The sequence below is a fragment of the Treponema sp. OMZ 906 genome, from assembly GCF_024181185.1.
Classification (GTDB): Bacteria; Spirochaetota; Spirochaetia; order Treponematales; family Treponemataceae; genus Treponema.
Window position 1 is genome coordinate 70,987 of the sequence record NZ_CP051196.1, and the last position, 19,620, is coordinate 90,606.

At 44.1% G+C, this 19,620-nt stretch carries 14 protein-coding genes, 1 tRNA gene and 1 pseudogene; 11 read left to right on the forward strand and 5 right to left on the reverse strand.

Annotation, left to right across the window (positions count from 1 at the left end):
* Nucleotides 1-344: 344 nt before the first annotated feature.
* Genes E4N69_RS00325 through iolG form a run of 4 tightly spaced genes read left to right on the forward strand, consistent with a single transcriptional unit; the run spans nt 345 to nt 4,945 of the window.
* Complete coding sequence (locus E4N69_RS00325) at nt 345-1,313, forward strand: substrate-binding domain-containing protein (RefSeq protein ID WP_253824110.1); 969 nt, start codon at nt 345-347, stop codon at nt 1,311-1,313.
* Nucleotides 1,314-1,357: 44 nt separating this feature from the next.
* Nucleotides 1,358-2,887: a sugar ABC transporter ATP-binding protein gene (locus E4N69_RS00330; protein ID WP_371922353.1), complete on the forward strand. Its 1,530-nt coding sequence runs from the start codon at nt 1,358-1,360 to the stop codon at nt 2,885-2,887.
* Between the two features lie 36 nt (nt 2,888-2,923).
* Nucleotides 2,924-3,931 (forward strand): ABC transporter permease, encoded by a 1,008-nt coding sequence (locus E4N69_RS00335; RefSeq protein ID WP_253824111.1) that lies wholly within the window; start codon nt 2,924-2,926, stop codon nt 3,929-3,931.
* Nucleotides 3,932-4,945: an inositol 2-dehydrogenase gene (gene iolG, locus E4N69_RS00340; protein WP_253824112.1), complete on the forward strand. Its 1,014-nt coding sequence runs from the start codon at nt 3,932-3,934 to the stop codon at nt 4,943-4,945.
* On the opposite strand, the gene E4N69_RS00345 is transcribed toward iolG, so the two are convergent.
* Both E4N69_RS00345 and E4N69_RS00350 read right to left on the reverse strand, forming a co-directional pair.
* Complete coding sequence (locus E4N69_RS00345; protein ID WP_253824113.1) at nt 4,942-6,696, reverse strand: hypothetical protein; 1,755 nt, start codon at nt 6,694-6,696, stop codon at nt 4,942-4,944. The two genes, iolG and E4N69_RS00345, sit on opposite strands and share 4 nt — an antisense overlap.
* 97 nt (nt 6,697-6,793) lie before the next feature.
* Nucleotides 6,794-8,434 (reverse strand): hypothetical protein, encoded by a 1,641-nt coding sequence (locus E4N69_RS00350; protein ID WP_253824114.1) that lies wholly within the window; start codon nt 8,432-8,434, stop codon nt 6,794-6,796.
* A gap of 208 nt (nt 8,435-8,642) precedes the next feature.
* Between E4N69_RS00350 and E4N69_RS00355 the strand changes: the two genes are divergently transcribed.
* The 6 genes and pseudogenes from E4N69_RS00355 to E4N69_RS00380 all read left to right on the forward strand — a co-directional run bounded on the left by E4N69_RS00355 (nt 8,643) and on the right by E4N69_RS00380 (nt 15,738).
* Nucleotides 8,643-9,824, forward strand: coding sequence for a glycosyltransferase (locus E4N69_RS00355; RefSeq protein ID WP_253824115.1), 1,182 nt, complete (start codon nt 8,643-8,645; stop codon nt 9,822-9,824).
* A gap of 327 nt (nt 9,825-10,151) precedes the next feature.
* Entirely contained in the window at nt 10,152-11,807 is a 1,656-nt protein-coding gene (locus E4N69_RS00360) for an ABC-F family ATP-binding cassette domain-containing protein (protein WP_253824116.1), read from the forward strand.
* A 188-nt stretch (nt 11,808-11,995) separates the two neighbouring features.
* Nucleotides 11,996-12,068, forward strand: a tRNA-Lys gene (locus tag E4N69_RS00365).
* A 70-nt stretch (nt 12,069-12,138) separates the two neighbouring features.
* The gene (locus E4N69_RS00370) at nt 12,139-12,543 is read left to right on the forward strand and encodes an acyl-CoA thioesterase (RefSeq protein ID WP_253824117.1); all 405 of its coding nucleotides are present in this window, start codon (nt 12,139-12,141) and stop codon (nt 12,541-12,543) included.
* A 227-nt stretch (nt 12,544-12,770) separates the two neighbouring features.
* A pseudogene (locus E4N69_RS00375) lies at nt 12,771-14,933 on the forward strand (cache domain-containing protein).
* Between the two features lie 64 nt (nt 14,934-14,997).
* Nucleotides 14,998-15,738 (forward strand): rhodanese-like domain-containing protein, encoded by a 741-nt coding sequence (locus tag E4N69_RS00380; protein WP_253824118.1) that lies wholly within the window; start codon nt 14,998-15,000, stop codon nt 15,736-15,738.
* 141 nt (nt 15,739-15,879) lie between these two features.
* On the opposite strand, the gene map is transcribed toward E4N69_RS00380, so the two are convergent.
* From map to E4N69_RS00395, 3 genes are all read right to left on the reverse strand, one after another.
* Nucleotides 15,880-16,644, reverse strand: a complete 765-nt coding sequence (gene map / locus E4N69_RS00385; protein ID WP_162661974.1) for a type I methionyl aminopeptidase — start codon at nt 16,642-16,644, stop codon at nt 15,880-15,882.
* 80 nt (nt 16,645-16,724) lie between these two features.
* A complete protein-coding gene (locus tag E4N69_RS00390) occupies nt 16,725-17,645 on the reverse strand; it encodes a DnaJ domain-containing protein (RefSeq protein WP_253824908.1) in 921 nt (306 codons plus the stop codon).
* Complete coding sequence (locus E4N69_RS00395; RefSeq protein ID WP_253824119.1) at nt 17,614-18,024, reverse strand: hypothetical protein; 411 nt, start codon at nt 18,022-18,024, stop codon at nt 17,614-17,616. Before E4N69_RS00395 ends, E4N69_RS00390 begins: the two co-directional genes overlap by 32 nt.
* Nucleotides 18,025-18,184: 160 nt before the next feature.
* Between E4N69_RS00395 and E4N69_RS00400 the strand changes: the two genes are divergently transcribed.
* Nucleotides 18,185-19,603 (forward strand): small ribosomal subunit Rsm22 family protein, encoded by a 1,419-nt coding sequence (locus tag E4N69_RS00400; RefSeq protein WP_253824120.1) that lies wholly within the window; start codon nt 18,185-18,187, stop codon nt 19,601-19,603.
* Nucleotides 19,604-19,620: the final 17 nt, after the last annotated feature.

Genomic DNA, 19,620 nt, shown 5'->3' on the forward strand with positions numbered 1-19,620 from the left:
TAGCGTACATACAATCTGCGATGTTTGCGTAAGCAAACTCGACGGTTAACTTCGGCAACCCTATTTGGTTGCCGAGAAGTTATACCTTCCTTAAAATGCAATAGTTAAACAAAACATCAAAGTCCTTACTCTTCCTCCTGCAAGGGAATATTTTATCAATAGTTTGTTATATTTAACAATAAAATGGGTATATTTTGAGTATTTTATAAATATTTTTCTTGACGTCACTATTTTTCAATGCTACTATTAACATATACGTATCTAAAAATGCCGGTTTATATAAAAATGGATCGGCGAAATGTACGCGGATTTTATCAAATCGGCGGAAACATTAGGAGGAAAAGATGAAAACTTTTGCAAAGCGAATGTTGTATGTTACAGTAGCGGCTGCAATGTTGTTGGGATGTGCAAAGAAAGAGGCTGATACGTCTCGGACATCCGAAACAAAGACCGACAGCTTTACGGTAGGTTATTGTATCAATAATCTCAATGATACTTTTCAGACGTATATTCTGGAAGCTGCAAAAGCAGCTATTACCGAAGCGGGAGGAAATATTGAGGTTAACGATGCAACCGAGGACACCATCAAGCAGCAGGATCAGGTAAACAGCTTTATTGCGAAGGGTGTTAAGGGATTAATTGTCGTACCGGTAGACACCAGTTCGATGGATGCCATCACCAATGCGGCGCGCAATGCAGGTATTCCGCTCTGCTATGTCAACCGAAATCCTTTTGCCGGTAAAGAAGAGAGTATGCCTGACGGTGTGTATTATGTCGGATCGCAGGAAATCGTTGCAGGGCGGCTTCAAGGTGAGCGGGTTGGAGAACTGCTGCAAGGAAAGGGCGGCGTTGCAATTCTGGTCGGTATCCTCGGAAATGAGGGTGCATTAAAGCGGACTGAGGGTAATAAAGAAGTGCTCGCTTCAAAATACCCCGAAATTACCGTACTTGCCGAACAAACGGCAAACTGGCAGCGCGACCAAGCGGTTACCGTTACCGAAAACTGGATTACGACATACGGAAATAAGTTGAATGCGATATTGGCAAACAACGACGAAATGGCTCTCGGCGCTATTAAAGCGTTGGAAGCAGGAAATAGAAAAGATGTTTTGGTTCTCGGTGTAGATGCAACGCTTGACGGGCGGAATGCCGTGCGGGAAGGTTTGATGGCGGCAACGGTATTTCAGGATGCGAAGGGACAAGGCGGCGGCGCTGCAAAGGTTATCACCACAAAGATAAAGGGCGGCAACCCCGATAAAATAACGTGGGTACCGTTCCAATTGGTTGACAAGGATTCTCCACTATTGAAATAAGGAGCCTTTAAAAGGTCTGTTTATTTTTACGAGGCGGATCATCTATGGAGGATGTACGGATGAGTGACGGCAATTATATTTTGCAAATGAAGAATATTTCGAAGCTTTTTCCGGGTGTGCGTGCGTTGGATTCCGTACATCTCGATGTAAAACGCGGGGAAGTCCATGCCCTAATGGGAGAAAACGGCGCCGGAAAATCGACATTGATGAAATGTCTTATCGGTATTCAACCGGTGAGTTCGGGCGAGATTATCTTTGACGGTAAGCAGCTTCCGCAGTACTACACGACAGCGGAAGCGCTTTCGTGGGGTATATCCATGATCCATCAGGAACTTTCCCCCGTAGCCGAACGGCCGATTATGGAAAATATCTGGCTTGGAAGGGAGCCGCTTTACCGAACCGGTTTGGTCAATCATAAAAAAATGTATGAAATGACCAAAGCTGTGCTGGAACAGGTGCATCTGCAAGAAGATCCTAAGACGAAAGTTGGAACTTTAACGGTGGCAAAGATGCAGATGGTAGAAATTGCGAAAGCGGTTTCCTATGACGCAAAGCTTATCATTATGGATGAACCGACTTCCGCCTTAACGGATCGGGAGCGGGATCAACTTTTTTCCGTTATAAGAAAGCTTAAAAGCGAAAATAAAAGCATTATCTACATTACGCATAAGCTGGATGAAATTGCGCAAATTGCAGATACTGTCAGCATCTTCCGCGACGGCCATTTTATCGCCTCTCATGCCGCGAAAGATTTATCGATGGAACAGATGATAACCGAAATGGTCGGGCGTCCTGTTGATACGATGTTTCCTAAAATTCCCTGTCCTATCGGAGAGGATATCCTTTCAGTAGAAGGTTTAAGCGATGGACGGTATTTTACTGATGTTTCTTTTTCGTTACGGAAAGGAGAAATACTGGGACTTGCCGGTTTGGTAGGCGCCGGAAGAACCGAAATTATCGAAACTATTTTCGGTATCCGCCGCGCTGTAGCGGGAACGGTCAAAATAAACGGTAAACCGGTCCAGATTAAAAATCCCCGCGATGCAATTAAACATAAGATAGCGCTTCTTACCGAAGATCGGCGGCTTTCAGGCATCTTTCCCGTATTGCCGGTGAGCGACAATATCGTAATATCCAACATCAATCGCTATATCAACCGTTTTGGCCTTTTACATAAAAAGAATATTTTAAAAGATTGTAGTGAATATGTGCGGTCGATAGAAATTAAGACGCCTAGTGTCGGGCAGCAAATTCAATTTTTATCGGGGGGAAATCAACAAAAGGTTCTCATTGCTCGGTGGCTTTTAACCGAGCCGGATATTCTGTTTCTTGACGAACCGACGCGAGGAATCGATGTCGGTGCAAAGGCTGAAATTCACCGTTTTATCAGCATGCTTGCAGGACAGGGAAAAGCCATCATTATGGTTTCTTCCGAAATGCCTGAAATACTCGGTATGAGCGATAGGATTGTCGTCGTTGCGGAAGGACATGTTACCGGTATCCTCGAAAATAAAAACCTTACGCAGGATACTATTATGGCCTATGCTTCAAACAAAGCGGACTTAGCGGTTTAAAAAAATATACTGATACTTACGAGGAGGAATAAGGATATGGCTGGAGCAGGGACAAGTCGCTTTGATATAAAAACGTTAAAGACGCTGATACAAACCTACGGTATCGTGCTGGTGCTCATTCTGATGATTATTGTTATCTCGATATTAAATCCGAGATTCTTAGGTTTAACAAATATTTTTAATGTACTGAGCCAAACGGCCATTTACGGTATTTTGGCGCTCGGCATGACCTTTGTCATCACCTCACAGGGAATTGATCTTTCCGTCGGTTCGGTACTTGCATTGGCGGGCTGTATTATGGCAAGCATCGGGCAGGTTGCAGGTGCTGTACCGCGCTATTTCCCGAACTTACCTCAAATGCCGCTTATTGTTCCTATCCTTGCGGCCTTATCGGTAGGCGCCGCTTCAGGTGCGCTGAACGGATGGCTTATTTCGGCAACGCACATCCCGCCGTTTATTGCCACGCTCGGTATGTATACCGTCGCGCGTGGTCTTGTGCTTGTTTATACGGGCGGCACGCCGATCAGCAATTTGCTGTCCGGCTTTGATGTGATCGGACAGGGCAAGCTTTTCGGATACATTCCGGTTGCGGTACTGGTGTATGTTGTGATGATTATCATTTCGTGGATACTGCTGCATAATACCAAGTTCGGCAAGGCTGTCTATGCACTCGGCGGGAATAAACGGGCAGCGGAAATTTCCGGCGTAAATGTGAATAAAACGCTGATTATCATCTATGCCTATTGCGGACTGCTTGCCGGTGTTGCAGCTATTGTGTATGCAGGACGGGCGGGTAGTATGCATCCTTCCGCTGCAACCGGCTACGAGCTGACGGCGATTGCCGCAACAACGGTTGGCGGCACCAGTCATACCGGCGGTATCGGCACGATTTGGGGTGCAGTTGTCGGAGCTCTGCTTATTTCCGTATTGCGGAATGGGCTTACGCTTTTGTCAGTCAGTTCCTATTGGCAGCAGATTGCCGAAGGTGTCATCATTGTAGCGGCGGTTATCGTCGATATGCGGAAAAATAAGGGGAAAAAATAAATGGACAAGATACGGATAGGTTCAGTCGGTTTAGGCCGCTTAGGACTTGAACACGCAAAAAATATTGCAACCAGAATCCCGGGCGCGGAACTGGTTGCTTTGTGCGACATTGATACCGAAAAACTGCACAGGGTTGGGAAAGAGCTCGGTGTTCGCCATTACTGTACGACTTTTGAAGAAATGCTTGCCATTGAGGATCTTGATGCGGTAGCGATTGTTTCCCCATCGGCTCTCCACTGTACACAGATTGCGCAGGCTTTGGAGCGCGGTAAGCACGTGTTTTGTGAAAAACCGCTCGGTACCAGTCTTGAAGAATGCCGCCTCGCAGAAAAAGCGGTAGAAGCCCATCCCGACGCAGTGTTTATGCTTGGGTTTATGCGCCGTTTTGATGAATCCTACCGCTATGCAAAAGAAAAAATCGATGCAGGCGAGATTGGCCGGCCGATACTGTTCCGCTCGTATAGTCAGGATCCGATCAGCTGTATTGACGGCGCGATTGCGTTTGCCCCGCACAGCGGCGGCGAATTTTACGATATGTCTTCTCACGATATCGACCTTGCCCGTTGGATGCTTTCAAGCGAACCTGTTTCGGTCTATGCGGTCGGCGGTTGTTATGCGTATCCCGAATTTGCTCAGTATGAAGACGGTGATAATGTCTCCTGCTTAATGAAGTTTAAAAACGATGCAATGGCCTTCCTCTTTGCCGGTAGAACCGCACCGCACGGGTATAACGTCGAAACGGAAATTATCGGAACGAAGGCAACGCTGCGAATCGCTTCCGTACCGCAAAAGAACTTGGTTGAAATCCTTGACCGGTACGGTGTCCGCAAAGAGTGTTCGGAGAATTTTCAGGAGCGGTTCGCACAGGCTTATCTGCACGAAATGGAAGCATTTGTAGACTGCATCCGCTCAAGGCGGAAACCGTCCGTCTCCGTATATGACGGTACGGCGGTATCCGTTATTGCCGGTAAATGTACCGAATCTTTTCGAAGCGGAAAACTGATAGCTATCTAATATGCAAACTCTGCGCTTAACCGAATATAGTGGTTGAACTGCTTGCCGATAGCTTTGGCACGCCAGTCTGCAAGCTGTCTGGCGGCTTCTTTTCGAATCGCAACTTCTCCTGTATTGCCATCATCATCAGTAATGTCACTAAGTTTTTGGCCATACCAATTGGGTTTAGTTGCCTTATAGATATTTTGCCCTACACCCGGGTTGATATTTGCCTCAAACACATAGCCGAATTTAAACAGCATATACCCGCCTGATTTTAAAATCGGTAAATGGCAGCTGATATCCAATGCAAGCTGGTTAACATATTGGATGGTCTGTTGTCGCATAAAAGGATTTGCATAAAGATATGCGTGGGTTATTGGTTCTGAGTTATTTGTTATAGTTGCATGGTTACGTGTTGAACCATCAGTTATATAGTCTTTTGAAATATAATTTTTTAGTATTTCAGGATCGGTAATACTTTCATTTACATTTGCATGGCGGACAAAAGTATTCGACACATTAATATCTAACCCATAGAGCGGCCTGAACTTTAGTTTCAGTAGAATTCTATCCGAATTAGGTTCCAAATTACTACCGAGAGGAACTCCATTGTGGGTATAATTCTGATAGTTCGGTACGCCTATAGAAGAGCCATCAAAATGCGTATATGTATAGGGAAATACAAATGTATAATTCAAATCGACAAAAGAAAACCAATGTGTTTTCGGCATGGTATAGCTTATGCCGAATTGCCCCGACATACGCCATTTAGCATCTTTTTTGAACTTAACAATTTCGTTAAATCCGAGGTCATCAGCATAGAGGGCTCCGTCTAATCGTAAACCCTTGACCGGTTTAATCGTAAAAGTTCCACCTATGAGGCTATTATCAGGAAAGGCATACAACCCTTGGCTGATAAAAAATGCAGAGAAAGGAAGTAAGTAAATAGGCTCAAACCGATTACCATAAATAATCGTATCAACAATCCCAAATGAAAGCCATGACAGCGGGCGTATATTCAATGAATGGATTGCTAAAAACTTACCCGGCTTACGGCTACCGCCGCGGTCACTTGTTGCGGTTAACGTAAGTAGTGCTTGATTATATGTCCATTTTTCTTTATTGACAACAAAGGTAAATTGCCCTTGATGCATTGCTTGAGATCCGACAAAGAGGCTGTTATCGTAAAATGGACCATGATTGGTACGTGCAATACCGGCAGTAACATAATACTGAGGAGTACCAAAAGCAATCCCTGTGTTAAATACCGGCAGTACCAGAAATTTGCCGGCAAAGACGCCGTCATCCGCAAGATCATATTTTGAATATTGAAAGAGCGGAGTCAGCGCCTGGGAAAAAAGCTTATTTGTCAGAAAAACACTCACCCTTCCGGAAATCGTAAAAAGTCTATGCAATGAATAATTAATATCCATAAAGGGAGCCAAATTTAATTCATACTGCTTTTGGGGAGCTTTTACCGCTATTTCAGCCAACCCACCAAAATGAAAGACTCTTCCAAAAAAGCGGTTATAATACTCTTCAGCCCGCCGCCGCTGACCGGCATCGCCTGTATCAATAACAATTTGCAAAATACGTTGTATCTCTTGCAGAGGATATGGCCGAATATTGGGAGCATCATTAATTAAACCGCTCCCCTCCCATATCGACAAATCCTCGTAAAAGGGATCAAATACATTGACTGCAGCCTGGGCGCCTATATTCATATATAGTGCAGCAAACAAAAGCCCAACGCACAAAATCTTTTTCATCATAACCTCGTTTTTTCATAATGATTTCTATAGTATTTCACGAAATTACCAAAAACAGGCAATATACTCAAGCAGGAACATCCTGTATGAGCAGACTTTACCGGATCGTATATTTAACCGAAGAATAAATATCCACCGCGTGTCCCTTCTTTCTCCCGGATACAATCGTCCAGTTCAGCCCCGCATTCAGTTCAAGCTGTTTTATCACCCGGTATGAGCCTTCCAACGAAATCGTATGAAAATATGCAGGGTTCCCATACGGGGTCTTTGCCTGTGCTATTGCTTCATAGTGATCGGCATCAGGGTAATAGATCCCCGGCTTTCCGGGTTTTTCTTTACTGGGATCAAAAAAATTATCTTCGTTTTCTCCCTTCACCAAAAAACGATAGCCAAGCTTTGCACGGTATTTTTGGGGGTCCGTTAGCGTAACTTGTAAAAAGGCTCCTATTGTATCCGGTCCATAAGGATTTGCAACCCATTGCCGGATATACGAGTCTGTCATTCCCTTGCCTGCAACAGTATCCTTCCGGCGATGGTAGAGACTGATATGCTTATTTTCCATTATATACATCCACGGGTTGGCATATAAAAACTCGCCTGTTATGGAAAGATGTCCAAAACTGAATGGATGGATATACTCAATACCGGCTAAGCCGCCGAGGCTGTTAGGAATATTCCGGGCTTTAGGATAGTTTTTCAGCTCAAATGATGTTTGAAATTGATTTTGACCGTATTGACCATATAACCGCAAACCTCGTATCGGAACTATATCAATACCGACACCGAATTGGCAACCAAGACTTGATTTCCCGGATTCTTCAGAAGCATTTCCATTAAAAGTCTTCTCTCGCCAGCCGAAAAAATTATGAAAAATCATCATTGGATTTAAATATTTAGGGTCAAACGGAGCATTAAGTACGATCCCTTCGTAAAGGCGGAGTGTAATCCAATCAATTGGACGAAACGAAGCTTCATGAGAAAATACAAATCGAGTAGGCTCTAATTCCAATACATTCAGTGCTAATCGTACCTTCTTATAGAAAAATGAGGCGGTTATGTAATCCAGTCGATCTACGGTATCCGCAAGCAGCATACTACCTGCTAGCGACCTGCCGATATTTAAAGCTCCGCGTCCAATGGTAAAGTTAAAGAAGTGATTACCAAGACTGAGTCCCGCCTGAGTAGGAAAGGCAGCTTCAAAGGCATTGCCTTCCAACGGCAAATTGGTATACGGATAGGACAATACCGCAGCCCAGTAATTTTTCTTTAAGCTGAGGTTAGCAAAAAAATCAACATACCGGGTAAACATCACATGCATTGGGATAGAAACAATAGCAGGAGTTCTATTATACCGTAAAAAACTATCAAGCCGAGGTTCATTTTCACGGTTGTGTACATATTGCCCCTGCAGCGCAAAAATGCCGTTCACATCAAATGAAAAATATTTACGAGTAAACAAAAACGAATGCCCGGAAAAATAATCGTGCATCATACGGTACAGCGGTTCACTCGCCTGAGGTATAGCAGCATTGTCAAAAGTAGAAAAATATTCGGCAAGCTCACCCTTAGAAAGCGGTTGCCGGTCTGCAAGCGTCGTCTGCCGCGATTCGACCGACAAAATATGCATTGCATCATAAATCCAATGGTCATTTTCTACAAATAACGCATATGGAGTATCCGCAAAAGCAAAAACGAACATTTCTAAAGATAGTAATAAAATGACAATAAAACGCTTCATTTTTTAATCCTAAGAGATAATTGGAAATACTATAGATAAAACGTAAAGCGATGTCCAGCTGCACATATCAACAGATCGCCCAAAAAATCTTGGACGTATGCCGGCAAGCTCCTACACAATATCATAGGCATTTTGAAGTTTTGTTTACGGCTTGCTTTTACCGACTGACCGTGCTAGGATAAAAGCTGTCTTATAAAGGGCTGCTTATATGCGAATTGCTATTATCACCGAGTGTTATCTTCCGGAAATTAACGGCGCCGTATATCATATCGAAGCGCTGAGGAAAGGTTTAATTGAATTGGGGCATGAGGTTCTTATCGTTAAGCCCGATGCAAATACAAAGCATCATCATATTACCGACGGTATTTTATACAGTCCTGCCGTAAAATTGCCCCATCTTTACAATTACTCTGTCTCTTACCCGCATAGTAGAACCAGATTAAAACTACTAAAAGAATGGAATCCCGATATTATCCATATTCACCATGAATTCAGCCAAGGTCTTTTTGCCTTGTATGCAGGACGTAAACTCAATATACCGATCGTATACACGTGCCATAGTATGTACTACGATTATATTCACTATTTCGGCGCATTGCAAAATCTTAAAGCGGTAAAAGATTTTATCGACCACGGTATTTTACGGTATACCAATGCCGCTAAAGCGGTTATCTGTGCGTCGACAAAACTGGAAGATTTTTTAAAACAGTGCAAGGTGACAACGCCGATCTATAAAATTCCCAATGCATGCATTACGTCCGATTTTGCAGAAGAAACGCTTAATCGAGATGTTGTTCGTAATCTCAAAATACAATACAACATCAAACCTGAAGATTTTGTTGCTTGTTTTTGCGGTAGACTTGCAGCGGAAAAAAATCTTTCCCTTACGTTAGAGTATTGGAAAGATTTTGCAGCCGGTATGCCGAATGCAAAATTATTTATAATCGGGGACGGTCCCGCTAAAGCTGAGCTTGAGAAGCAGGCCAAGGATTATGGCATTGGAAATTCGGTAATTTTTACCGGAGCCGTATTGCATGAGAATATCAAATACTATTATCACTTATGCGATGCATATATTATGACCTCGCTTTCAGAAAATCATTCGGTTTCTGCTTTGGAAGCAATTGCCTGCGGCATGCCTGTCGTCCATCTATACGATAAAGAAAATGAAGATCAATATATTGAAGGAGTGACGGGTTTCGCATTTAAAGATTCGGCCGCGTTTAATAAAATCCTACACAATCTGTATGAAAAAAAGCAAAGCGCTAAAAATAGCAAAGCCCTCAAAGAAGAAATAAGCACAGCCGCGTTGCAAGACAATTATCAAACGATGACGCAGAAAATTGTAGAGGTTTACCAACAGGTACTTGCAGACCCCCATAATCCGTAACAGCCCTTCTGTGCGAAATTTTATCTAAAATTTCGCACATTTTTCCCACAAATGGATAAACGCATCAGGTAGACTAGATAAAAACTGCGGAAAAACTGAGACTGTGAGACCATTTGAACCATCTTCAACTGTTGTACATCCGTGTACAACAGTTGAAGGCGAGTTTTGTGTACGCACAAAACATCGCTGCTGTATGGAACTACTGCCATCCTTGGCAGTTCTGGTCGAATAGTCTCAGTTTTTCCGTGGGGATGTTAAAAAACGACCTGATGCGTTTATTCATCCATCCCGTTCACTCTTTTTTCCTTTTAAGCTATACTGCCCTGTATGATTACAGTAAGCGATGTTAGTTTAAAATTTTCGGAAAAACCTCTTTTTAAAGATGTCAATTTAAAATTTACCCCCGGGAACTGCTACGGCATTATCGGAGCGAACGGAGCGGGAAAGTCAACCTTTCTCAAGTTGCTTTCAGGCGAATTAGAGCACGATAGCGGTGAAATCAGTATTACGCCGGGCGAGCGGATGGCGGTACTGCGGCAGGATCACTTTGCTTTTGATGAATATTCCGTCAAAGACACAGTATACATGGGCTACCCGCAGCTCTACAAAATTATGAAAGAGCGGGAAAACATTTACGAAAAAGAAGATTTCAGCGAAGAGGACGGTATCCGCGCCTCGGAGCTTGAGGGTGAGTTTGCCGATATGGGCGGCTGGGAGGCGGAAAATCAGGTAGAGCAGATGCTCTCCGGGCTCGGTTTGGAAGAGGCAAACCACGAGCGCATGATGAGCGAGCTGGACGAAAGTCAGAAGGTTCGTGTGCTGCTGGCGCAGGCGCTGTTCGGCAATCCCGATATTCTTTTGTTGGACGAACCGACGAACGGTCTCGACCTTGAATCCATCAGCTGGCTTGAGGAGTTTTTAATTGAATTCCCGAATACCGTGATCGTGGTATCGCACGACCGGCACTTTCTAAACACCGTGTGTACGCATATTTGCGATATCGACTTCGGAAAAATCCGTATGTACAGCGGTAACTACGACTTCTGGTATCAGATGAGTCAGATTATGCAGCGGCAGGCACGCGATCAGCAGAAAAAACGCGAAGAAAAGATGAAAGACCTACGCGAATTTATCCTGCGCTTTGCTTCTAACGCGGCAAAAAGCCGGCAGGCAACCAGCCGCAAAAAAGTGTACGATAAACTTGCTCTGGAAGAACTGGAAGTTACCACTCGGAAGTTCCCCTATGTTCACTTTAAACCGGATAGAGAAATCGGCAATAACGTTGTCCGCGTAGAAAAGCTCAACTATACCTCTAAGGAAGAAGGTTCGGGCAACGGTATTACGCTGCTCAAAGATTTCAGCTTGACCGTGAACCGAACGGACAAAATCGCCTTTGTCGGGCAGGAGCATAACTCAAAATCGGCTTTCTTCGATATTATCGCCGGTGTTAAAACCGCCGATTCTGGAGATGTGTATTGGGGACAGACCGTTACGAATGCCTACCTCAGCAAGGATAATTCCAGCTACTTTGAAACTGATTTGAACATTACCGATTGGCTGCGGCAATTTTCCACCGAACAGGACGAAGCCTACGTGCGCGGTTTTTTGGGACGCATGCTTTTTACCGGCGATGAATCGCTCAAACCCGTTAAGGTGCTTTCCGGAGGGGAAAAGGTACGCTGTATGCTCAGTAAGCTCATGCTTTCCGGCGCCAATGTGCTGATTATGGATGAACCGACCAATCACCTTGACTTGGAAGCGATTACCAGTTTGAACGAGGCGCTCATCGCCTTCCCCGGTGTCGTACTGTTCAACTCGCATGACCATGAGTTCATCTCGTCGATCGCAAACCGCATTGTGGAAATTACCCCCGGCGGTGTAATCGACCGGATGATGCCCTTTGACGACTATATCCGCGATGAGCACGTCCACGCACTCCGCAATGAATATTACGGCGGTGCTGCAAAGAAGATATTGATTTGAGCAGTTTGTCTATGGAAAAATGTGATAAATCACCATAAAATATCTGGAAAAATGTGATTTTTGCCTCGAATAATGCTGGAAAAATGTGGTAAAACGTGATAGTATACGGCAAAACAAAAATATTTACAGGAGCGATACTTGACATAGCACTCAATATCCTATATACTCGTCCTGTTATTTCAAGATATGGGCTATTAGCTCAGTAGGTAGAGCAACGCCCTTTTAAGGCGTGGGTCGATGGTTCGAATCCATCATAGCTCAAAAGACTGCAAGAGAACTTGCAGTCTTTTTTTTTACGCACTTAATTTTAAGGTTTAAAGGAGGAAAAACAATGATACAACCGATAGAAGTAGAGGTTAGGAGTTATGAACTGGACGCGTATAATCATGTAAACAACGCCATATATTTAAACTATTTGGAATATGCCCGTATGGAGTACCTACGCCGTATCGGTTTCGATTATGTCGGGTTAATCGAAGAAGGCTATATGCTCTATGTAACTCATATCGATATCCACTATAAATATTCCGCGCGACTCTACGATAAGCTCCGTATTGACGTTACCCCTATCAAACTCGGCAAGCTTTCGGGAACTTTCCGGCAGGTAATCACAAATCCGGGGGGCATTGTCTGTGTTGAAGCTGAAGTTTCGTGGGGTTGCGTGGATAGAAACGGAAAACCTGCAAAACTACCGGACAAGTATTTTGTTGACGGCCTTGTCCCAGAGAAAAAGTAGTTTACACGCTTTTTATTTTATAGAACTCTCTATTTTATTTAGAGCTTTTCTTTAGATTTAATTTTCTTTACCACCACTACTTATTTCTTGCTGGACACCTACCGGCAAAAGGGCTATACTTTTCTTGTATGCACAACATACACACGGCTCCGCTTATTATTACCTTCTAAAAGGCGGACAAGATAGGCGGAGGTGATCTTTTGTCATAAAAGGAGAGTTTTGACAAAATGAATGAAAAAAGTACCATCCACACCCATCAAGAACAAGTAGATAAGGCGTATGTCACCACCGAAAAGGTAAGAAATCGTTTTTCTTTAAGAAAAAAACTTATTCTCATCTTTGGTATTTTAATCGCAGCTGCGGGAATAATCGAAATTGTTTTCGCTGTTGTCATTGCACGAAAGGCAGTAACAGAAAAAATTGAAGCCCACCTTATCGACAAAGCAAATGATACCGCTGAAATTATTAACGGGAGAGTAACGTCGTTATTACAGTTTATCGAAGGGATTTCCCGTATGCCAATTCTTCGAGGTGTAAATTCTTCATCTGCCGCAAAATTAAGCTTTCTCGCAAAAGAAGTAGCCTTTAACGAAAAAATAGTAGAATTAAATATGACGGATGCGCAAGGACAATGTTTACTTGCCGATGGAAGTATATTATCCGTCATTAACAGAGATTGGTTTCGTGCCGCCATTGCAGGGAAGTCTTTTTTTTCGGAACCGTATATCTCGCGTGCAAACGGGCAATTGATCAATACCCTTTCCGTGCCTGTATATGATGATGACAAAACTATTGTAGGAGTGTTGTCTGCCGATATCTCAGGTTTTACTTTGTCCGAAGCCATTGCCGATATCGTCGTAGGAGAATCCGGTAACTGTTATATTATGGGCTCGTCAGGAATTATCATCGCAGATAGGGATACCGATTTAGTGCAAAAACAAGATAATATCATCGAACAAGCAAAAACAAACGCCTCGCTCGCATCAACTGCTGCCTTTTTACAGCATGTCCTTGATAGTAGCGAAGGCGAAGTCTGTTACTATGACTATCAAGGGGTTGATTATATCGCATCATTTGCAACAGTCAAAGCTACTCGTTGGTCGATTATCATACGCGCTCCCGTCAACGAATTTATGGGAACCGTCAACACGCTCCGCACCGCGATGATTGGTATTGGTATTAGCGTACTGATCGGTGCACTGATCGTGGTCTATTTTGTTGCCCGTACAATGGTAAAACCGGTTCAGACTGCTGTTAATGCCTTAAAAAATATTGCGCAGGGGGAAGGAGATTTAACAGTTCGGCTACCGGCGATTGGTAATGATGAGGTAACGGATTTGTCCGAATACTTTAACAAAACGATCGATAAGATTGGTACATCGATACGAACGGTTGGGAGCAATAGCCATACCATGGAAGAAATCGGCGATGAACTTGCCTCCAATATGACCGAAACGGCAAGCGCAGTAAACCAAATTAGCGCAAATATTGACGGTGTTAAACAGCAGGCCTTAACTCAAGCCGCCAGCGTTACCGAAACCGCAGCAACTGTTGAAGAAATCGTACGGACGATTAAACAGCTTAATACCAGTATTGAAAATCAAGCGGGCAGTGTTGCACGATCCTCCGCTTCAGTAGAACAAATGGTAGCAAATATCGCTTCCATCAGCCAGACGCTCAGCAAAACCGATGGCGCCATCGGAAATTTGACAACAGCAACCGGAGACGGCAAAGCCACTCTTGTTACCTCGAATACTGTGACGCAAAAAATTGCAGAAGAGTCCGGTTCGTTAATGGAGGCTTCCAGCGTTATTCAGCATATCGCATCACAAACAAACCTACTTGCAATGAATGCTGCAATAGAAGCTGCTCATGCAGGTGAAGCAGGCAAAGGATTCGCCGTCGTTGCGGATGAGATACGTAAACTTGCAGAAGAGTCCTCGATGCAAGGGAAAACTATTACCGCTACACTAAAAAACTTGACCGGAGAAATAGAGATGCTTTCAAGCTCGTCAAAAACCGTAGAGGAAAAATTCAATACGATTTTTAACTTTGCCGAACAGGTAAAAGAGATGAGTAATACTGTTACCGAAGCAATGCGGGAACAGGAAAACGGCAGTAGAGAAGTATTAACCGCTATGAAAGATATCAATACGGTAACGGCGGAAGTATAGGCCGGCTCAGAAGAAATGCTGAAAGGTGGTGAAAGTGTTGCAGACGAAATGCAGAAGCTTGATGAACTTACTCGTGTTATTACCGATAGCATGAGCGAAATGGCATCCGGTGCGGTGCAGATTAATAACGCTATACAAGAAGTGAATGAGCTTACGCAGAAAAACAAGCATAGCATTGAGAATCTTGCAAAAGAAGTCTCAAAATTTAAGGTGTAATATGTAAAACATAAGGTACCGCTACCGGGTTGTTTTACTACATCCTGACATAGAGGAGTCCGAAATGTATAGTCGGAAAATTGATCTTAAAAAGATAAGTGTCCTTATATATGCACTGGTCTGTATTATGCTGTTGGGAAATGCCTGTACAGCGCAAGAAGGCAAAAGCGATTCGAAGGGTATGACAGCTATCACGGACATGAAAGGCGTCGAGCTGGACACCATTATGAACGACAAGGCGGAAAAAGAGCAGTATCTTGTTATCGATGTGCGTGAAAAATATGAGTATGATGCAGGGCATGTCCGCTATGCAATCAACATCAGCCTTAACGATATCGGTAACAGACTGAGTGATATTGCCGACCTCAAGGATAAAAATATTATCGTTATTTGTAGAAGTGGAAGACGGAGCCGAGCAGCTGCAGAAATCTTACAAAAGAACGGATTTAAAAAACTGTTCAACGCGGATGGAGTCGGCAGCTACTCTTATAAATCGCTCACCAAAGTCGCAAATGTACGGGGAAAGCAGATGCAGGAGTTGGTAAATACCGGAAGATATTCGGTGGTCGATGCCCGGGAACCTGCGGACTATGCCGTTTCGCATTTAAAGGGCGCGATATCGGGGAATGCGGATACCTTTGCTGAATTACTCCCCAAACTGCCTAAAGACAAACCGGTACTGACCTACTGCTATTCCGGCAACCGCGCTTTTGCCGTTGCGGAAAAATTAGCAGCTGCAGGATACACGGTGATAAACAGTTTAGACGGCACCAACGAATACTCAGCCTTTGAATTGGTAAAATAACGGAAGCTCCCTTGATAGCCGCTAAAAATTTTACCTTTTAGCGGCCTTTCTTGGGCACCTCTAAAAACTCGGTTAGATTTTTAGAGGTGCCCCTTCTGTTTAACTTACAACTAACGTATGATAACTATGCGCTGCGTTTATTTACACTTCACCGGGGGCAAGTTGAGTTAAAATTTCAGTGTGGTCTTCGAAGATGGCAACTGTGTGTTCCATGTGACAGGAGCAGGACTTGTCGGCGGTGACAACCGTCCATCCATCGGCACGGGTTTTAACATCCGCCGTACCGAGGTTGATCATCGGTTCAATCGCGATTACCATACCGGGTACCAGCCGCGGATTTGGCGCACCACGCTCCGGTACGTTCGGAATATTGGGGTCTTCGTGCACCTTAAGCCCAACTCCGTGTCCGCAGTATTCATATACAACGCCGTATTTATACTGCCGCGCTAAATCATATACCGCGCGGGATATCGCATTTACACGCTTCCCTGCCTGACAGGCGGCAATTCCTGCGTAGAGGCAGTCGGTAGTAACCTTTAAGAGCTGGGCTCGTTCAGGGCTTACATTTCCGACTGGTACCGTTACGCACGAATCGCTGATGTATCCGTTGAGGTCAATACCGATATCCAGCGATACGAGGTCTCCTTCCCGTACGATTTTCTTTTTGCTGGGAATGCCGTGAATAACTTCTTCATTGATGGAGATACAGGCTGCCCCCGGAAAATCTTCTGCATACCATGCGGGAACGCCGCCGATACTCTTAATGTACTCAACACAAAAGTCATCCAGCGCTTTAGTGGTTATGCCAGGTTGCACACGAGGAGTCAGCTCTTTAAAGAGCCGTGCCAATGCCTTACAGGATAGGCGAATGCCGTCTATCTGTTCCTTTGTCTTAATCCGTATCATATATTCCTTACCTTTTGCGCAGCCTTACCTTCTTAGGAGGATACACCGGTTATCTTGTGTTAAGGATATCCGGCATACCGTTAACGCCAAAGCTGCTGCTGATAGTTTTTTTTCAACTTTGTTATACCGCGGATACGGGGGTTCATCCGCACGGATGCCGCTGCGCATCCGTCACCAGTGCTAAAATCACCCATCCGGTAATAAATTTCCGCCATCTTTTTTAATATTTCCGCATTATCCGCTTTACTCAACCCAAAATCCAGCGCGGCTTCGCAGCAATCGAGCAGTAGATCATCGGCAAGGGCATAGATAAGTTTCTCGCGGATAAGTTTGCGGGCGAGGATAAGAACTTCGGGGAAAAAATGGCGGAAATATGCCTGCTTTTGCTCTTCGCGGATAATCCGGTCAAGCAGCAAAAAAGACTCATAATAGTGATCGCGGAAATACAATTCCTCTGCAAGAACAAAACCGCAATCCATAAAATCTCCCCTGCTAAAGTAATGGCGAAGCGAAAACGTAGGCTGTACCGACCGGAGCCGTAAAAACTCCTGTATCGCTTCATCTTCTGCATTATGAAAGAGGTCAAAAAAGATCAGCGTTGCTCTGCTTTCAAGATCCGTCCGCCCTTTTAGCCACGTACGGTAATCAAAACTTTCCCCTTTTTTTGCGGTTTTATTATAGAAAAAATCAAACTCCGCCCGACGTTTTACATCGAGCAATGCTTCATAGGCGCGGATAAGCCGCATCAGCGCTTGCTCATTTGCTTTTTTGCCGCCGGTATTCCGAATATTATGCGGAATATCGGGATGCAATTCTTTAGCTTTTTTTCTAAATGCCCGTTTGATTTCTGCGGTCGAAGCAGAAGGAGAAATATCTAAAATCTTATAATAATCTTCTATTTCTAGAACTTGATGAGCTGATCGATTTCTGCGTCCTTCTTCGCTATCCTGCTGTCCGCTTTCCGCCTTACTACCCAATATTTGCCCCCGCACGGCGAGCATCCGCAGCATTCCGCAATGTATCGAAGTAGTCAATCATAAAACCGCAGCTTTCCAATGCATTCATCACATTCCGAGTAAATTTATCCGAAAACAAGCCGCGGCTTACGGTCAGAACGCAGCCCTTACAGCCTTCTTTCAGGCCGTGTTCTTTTAGGATGGTTACAACAGCAGAATCGGGTTTGGAGGTAAAAAGCGGTTTTTCGGCGCAGAAAACGACAATATACTCGTACATATTAAGCCGATCGGTATCGGCCAACGCATATCCGTTCAAAACGCGAACGTCATCACACCGATTATGAGCCGCCTCTTTTAAGGCTTTCAGAAGAAGCTGTGTTTGTGCCTTTTCTCCTTTATCAAAATACACTAATACTGCTGTCATAATGATATCATAATAAAAAAAATTTTTTTATTATGCAAGCGTCCATCTTTTGAAAATAGCAAAACGTTGAATATTGAAAACCTCTAGAAGCTATCACAAAAATCCATGTACGTTTGCAAAAGACGCTTGTTTTTTCTATAATGCTAAGATGATAATGAGTATGCAAAAACCGTTCTACGAAAAATTCGTTAAAAAAACCGCCTCGCCCCAGACGCAAGATAAAGCGGATCATGTTCAGTCAAAAGAAAGCCGTCAGAACCATCAATCAAAAGACAAAAAGCAATATACAAAAGTTTTCGGTGAGAAGCTCAATCAAAAAAATGAGAAATTGCGTGGAAGCCGAAACAGTACGCCTTATACCTTTGGAAAACCTGTTTTTTCCGGACTTACGTCAGAAGCAAAAAATATCTTAGAGTATTTTCCTATGTTGTTGGATCAGGTTTTACCGCTTGATGCAAAAAAGAAACAACTGTTACCGCAGCATATTCACACGCTTTTCCATGAACTAACGGATGAGCGAAGCAGCAGAAAAACGCACTATTTAAATGATCCGGTAAAGCTTTCTGCATACACGCACTATTATGTGTGGTGGAATTTAGTGCGGCTTACGAAACTTCTGCAGAATCTTGAGATCCCGCTTGATGACGGCGATTATGCGGCAGATTTCGGTTCGGGGCCGCTTACTTTGGTCTGCGCTTTGTGGATTGCAAAACCGAAGCTACGGAAAAAACGGCTGACATGGTATTGTGTAGATATTTCCAATAAAGCGCTCAGCTTCGGAGAAGAGCTTTTTTTAGCGCTCTGTGCATACACCGGTAAAAAGGACAACGGAGAAATTCCCTGGACTGTTAAGAAGGTATGCGGAGCATTCGGTACGCCATTGTCCGAAAAAGTGTCACTGATAACGGAAGCAAATATGTTCAATGAGATATTTTGGAACAGCCCGCTCTCCCTCGATGACCAGGCCGAAAAAACGCACCGTACGGTTATGCACTATCTAAAGCCCGCCGGTTCGGTTCTGTTCATTGAACCGGGGATACCACTTGCAGGCGAGTTTTTAAGCCTGTTGAGAACAGAATTTTTAGCGGCAGGTTTTTCTATATATGCGCCGTGTCCCCATGCCGGAGTTTGTTGTTTCCCCAATCGTCCTCTCCAAACCGGAACGGCGAAAATGCCGGTAGCGTTTCATAAATGGTGCCATTTTACTTTTGAAACGCACGATTCGCCTGAGAACCTTCTCCGTCTTTCAGAGGCTTCACATTTGGGAAAAGAGCGTGCAAGTTTAAGTTTTTTATACGGAACGTTATCCTCATCTGCCATATCTTCCGGCACCGCACAGCGGGGGGCTTCCGATGGAATACCGGTGCGCATCTGTTCGGATATCATCAAACCGGATCCGCAAACTATCGGTAGATATGCCTGTTCGGAAAAAGGATTTATGTTCATTACCGGTCATGCGTACAAAGAATCGGTGTTAAACACCGCCGTATCGGGCACACTGCTTATCCTGCCGGAAGAGGCCGTTAAATTTCATCAACGGGATAAAAAGACCCATGCGCTTTTGGTAGAAGTACCGTAAAAGTTGAGAGAAACGAT

Coding starts and splice junctions, on each gene's coding strand:
- E4N69_RS00325 (WP_253824110.1), top strand. CDS start 345: ATGAAAACTTTTGCAAAGCGAATGTTGTATGTTACAGTAGCGGCTGCA.
- E4N69_RS00330 (WP_371922353.1), top strand. CDS start 1,358: ATGGAGGATGTACGGATGAGTGACGGCAATTATATTTTGCAAATGAAG.
- E4N69_RS00335 (WP_253824111.1), top strand. CDS start 2,924: ATGGCTGGAGCAGGGACAAGTCGCTTTGATATAAAAACGTTAAAGACG.
- iolG (WP_253824112.1), top strand. CDS start 3,932: ATGGACAAGATACGGATAGGTTCAGTCGGTTTAGGCCGCTTAGGACTT.
- E4N69_RS00345 (WP_253824113.1), bottom strand. CDS start 6,696: ATGAAAAAGATTTTGTGCGTTGGGCTTTTGTTTGCTGCACTATATATG.
- E4N69_RS00350 (WP_253824114.1), bottom strand. CDS start 8,434: ATGAAGCGTTTTATTGTCATTTTATTACTATCTTTAGAAATGTTCGTT.
- E4N69_RS00355 (WP_253824115.1), top strand. CDS start 8,643: ATGCGAATTGCTATTATCACCGAGTGTTATCTTCCGGAAATTAACGGC.
- E4N69_RS00360 (WP_253824116.1), top strand. CDS start 10,152: ATGATTACAGTAAGCGATGTTAGTTTAAAATTTTCGGAAAAACCTCTT.
- E4N69_RS00370 (WP_253824117.1), top strand. CDS start 12,139: ATGATACAACCGATAGAAGTAGAGGTTAGGAGTTATGAACTGGACGCG.
- E4N69_RS00380 (WP_253824118.1), top strand. CDS start 14,998: ATGTATAGTCGGAAAATTGATCTTAAAAAGATAAGTGTCCTTATATAT.
- map (WP_162661974.1), bottom strand. CDS start 16,644: ATGATACGGATTAAGACAAAGGAACAGATAGACGGCATTCGCCTATCC.
- E4N69_RS00390 (WP_253824908.1), bottom strand. CDS start 17,645: ATGCTCGCCGTGCGGGGGCAAATATTGGGTAGTAAGGCGGAAAGCGGA.
- E4N69_RS00395 (WP_253824119.1), bottom strand. CDS start 18,024: ATGACAGCAGTATTAGTGTATTTTGATAAAGGAGAAAAGGCACAAACA.
- E4N69_RS00400 (WP_253824120.1), top strand. CDS start 18,185: ATGCAAAAACCGTTCTACGAAAAATTCGTTAAAAAAACCGCCTCGCCC.